Origin of the sequence: Microcoleus sp. Pol12B4 (assembly GCF_036701385.1) — a bacterium.
Lineage (GTDB): Bacteria > Cyanobacteriota > Cyanobacteriia > Cyanobacteriales > Microcoleaceae > Microcoleus.
The window spans coordinates 1-3554 of record NZ_JAUBQR010000010.1 but is presented as its reverse complement, the minus strand read 5'-3'; the positions used below and the strand labels follow the sequence as shown (position 1 = coordinate 3554).

Here is a 3554-nt window from a genome sequence, read left to right as displayed (position 1 = left end):
CCCTTTCGATTTAGCCGCCGGGCCGTTATTCAAAGTAACGCTGTTACAACTCAGTGAAACAGAACATATATTGTTGCTGAATTTACATCATATTGTGGCTGATGGTTGGTCGATTGGAGTGCTAATTCGAGAGCTGGGAACGCTCTACACAGCATTTGTAAAAAATGGGATCTCGCACTTACCAGCACTGCCCGTGCAGTACGCCGACTTTGCAGAATGGCAGCACCAATGGTTGCAGGGCGAAGTATTAGAAACCCAGTTAGCTTATTGGCGGCAGCAGTTAAACGGAATTACCGCACTCAATCTACCAACAGACAGGCAAAGACCAGCCGTTCCATCCTACCGCGGCGCTAAACAATTTATAACACTATCACCTGCTTTGAGCGAGGCGCTAAAGTCATTGAGCAAGCAAGAAAGCGCGACTTTATTTATCACTCTACTAGCCGCTTTTCAAACTTTGCTGTACCGCTATACAGGACAAGTAGATATTGCAGTAGGAACGCCGATCGCCAATCGCAACCTGAGCGAAGTAGAAGCATTAATCGGTTTTTTTGTCAACAGTTTGGTGGTGCGTGCAGATTTATCAGGAAATCCAACTTTTCGGGAACTATTGCATCGGGTAAAAAACGTCGCAATGGCAGCCTACGCTCACCAAGATTTGCCCTTCGAGAAGCTGGTTGAGGAAATGCACCCCGATCGCGAGTTGAGCCGCAACCCCCTATTTCAAGTTAGTTTTAGCCTGCAAAACACTCCTGTAGCAGCGCTAGAATTGCCGGGAATTGCTTTCGAGGCGATCGACTTTGACGCGGGAACCGCCAAGCTCGATTTAGAGTGCCACTTGTGGGAAAATGCAGGAAGTATTCAAGGGCAATTTGTCTACAGCACAGACTTATTTTATAGCGACACAATTGCGCGCATGGCGGGACATTTCCAAAGGCTGCTTGAAGCCATTGTTGCCAATCCCAAACAGCACCTCAGCGACTTGACTTTGCTGACAGCGCCAGAATACCAGCAATTATTAAATGATTGGAATGACACTCAGAGAGATTATCCGCAAAACCAGTGTTTCCATCAGCTATTTGAAGATCGAGTCGCGCGATCGCCCGATGCTGTAGCCGCCGTCTTTGAAAACCAGCGCTTAACCTACCGCCAACTCAACAGCCTAGCCAACCAACTTGCACGTTACTTGCAGCAATTGGGAGCAGCACCAGAAGTTTTAGTGGGCCTTTGTGTAGAACGTTCCTTAGATGCGATCGTCGGATTGCTAAGCATTATCAAAGCAGGCGCAGCCTACCTGCCTTTAGATCCAACTTATCCTCAAGAGCGCCTTAACTTCATGTTAAAAGATGCTCAGGTGTCGATTTTGGTAACTCAGCAGCACTTAGCAAAAAACTTGACGCAGCCGGAAAATTACGGAGTTTTTTCAGTAGTGTGTTTGGACTCCGACAGAGAAATTATCGCCCGACAAAGCCCAGAAAACCCAACTACAAATATCCTACCAGAAAACCTAGCCTACGTCATTTACACATCTGGTTCAACCGGAAAACCCAAAGGCGTTTTAATCGAACATCGGGGACTCTACAACTTAGTCCTAGCTCAACTTGAAGTTTTTAACTTAAACTCAAATCACCGCATTTTGCAATTCGCATCCCTGAGTTTTGATGCCTCAATCTTTGAGATTGTCATGGCCTTGGGAACCGGAGCAACACTTTTCTGTGCCAAGAAAGAATCTTTGTTGCCAGGACAAACATTAATCCAATTTTTGCAGGACAATGCTATTACCCACTCTACCCTCCCGCCCTCGCTGCTAGCTGTCCTTCCAAACGCCGAACTTCCCGCACTGCAAACAATCATCTGTGCTGGCGAATCCTGTTCCCCGGAGATTGTTAAACGCTGGGCTTTCCGGCGCAGATTTTTTAACGCTTACGGCCCTACAGAAGCGACAGTCTGGTCAAGTTTGGCCGAAATTGGCGAGCGCAAAAAACCGCCAATCGGCCGCCCAATAGCTAACACTCAACTCTATATTTTAGATGAAAATTTACAGCCTCTACCCGTTGGAATTCCCGGTGAATTGTACATCGGCGGCAGCGGATTGGCCCGAGGCTACCTGAACCGCCCCGAATTAACCGCCCAGCGATTTATTGCTAATCCGTTTAGCCAGAAAGCAGGAGAACGAATTTATAAAACTGGTGACTTAGCTCGCTATTTTCCCGACGGCAATATTGAGTTTTTAGGCCGCACAGACGAACAGGTAAAAATTCGCGGTTATCGAATAGAATTGGGAGAAATTGAAGCGCTGCTGGTTCAGCATCCAGCAGTCAAAGAAACAGCGGCGGTTGCTGTGGATGATGTGTGTGGCAACAAACGCCTAGTTGCTTATGTCGTCCCCAATCACAATCAGACGCTTAATCCCGGGGAATTACGCAATTTCCTCAAACAACAACTGCCCAATTACATGATTCCCAGTGCTTTTGTGGCGCTGGATTTTCTGCCCCTAACTCCCAATGGCAAAATTGACCGCCTGCGCCTACCTGCACCGAGGAATCTAACTAGCAATCCAATAGATAAAAGCTGCCTTGCACCTCGCACACCAACCGAGTCAACCCTCGCCAAAATTTGGGCCACAATCCTCAACGCAGAGTGCGTTGGCATTGGCGATAACTTCTTCGATTTGGGTGGAGATTCCCTGCTGGCAATCCGCCTCATCAATGAGATTAACCAGCAATTTGATCGCGAGTTGCCGCTGTCTGCTCTTTTTTTAAATCCGACAATTGAAGCTTTAGCAGATTCGCTATCTTCAGAAACAAATTCTCTGGAATGGTCGCCTTTAGTTGCAATTAAGCCTCGCGGTACAAATCCCCCGTTCTTCTGCGTCCATCCCATCTTTGGCGTCGTATTTCCTTATTGCGATTTAGCATTTCAGCTAGGAGAAAATCAACCGTTTTACGGGCTGCAACCAAAGGGTATTGACGGCGAAAGTTCTCCGTTAACTAGCATTGAAGACATGGCGGCTGACTACATCGCAGCCTTGCGTACGGTTCAACCAAAAGGGCCTTATTTTTTAGGAGGCTGGTCTTTTGGAGGTTTGGTTGCTTTTGAGATGGCTCAACAGTTTCTCGCAGCGGGGGATGAAGTGGCTTTACTTGCTGTGTTGGATACTTTAGCGCCGGTTTCTGCTAACAAACCTTCTTTTTGGGACGGTTGCAAGTTTATTCTGACTACTGTTTCGCGCTCTATCTGGCCTTTTGTAGTAGATTATTTTCGCTTGGTGGCTGCTGCGGAAAATGTTCAAAGTGGCGCTATTGCTGCCAAATTTCCGAAATTAAATAAGATGCTTAATTTGACCGCTAATTTTTTGCATCGCTGGAATTGGAAACAGGCAGTTATGGTTAGCATCCTATCTCAGGAGTCAAAAGAACGGAGCTGGCGCGAGCTGGCAATTCCCTCAATGTTTACTGTATTTCAGGCTAATAGTCAAGCAACTCTCAGCTATCGACCGAAAATTTATCCGCAGCGAATTACTCTGTTTAGATCGAGGGAAAAGCTAAGCATGA

The 3554-nt window shown here is 46.9% G+C and carries 1 protein-coding gene; it reads left to right on the top strand.

Going from position 1 to position 3554, the window contains the following annotated elements:
- Positions 1 to 3554, top strand: a 3554-nt coding sequence (locus tag QUA38_RS02805; RefSeq protein WP_333158990.1) for an amino acid adenylation domain-containing protein, incomplete at both ends; no start/stop codon positions are given.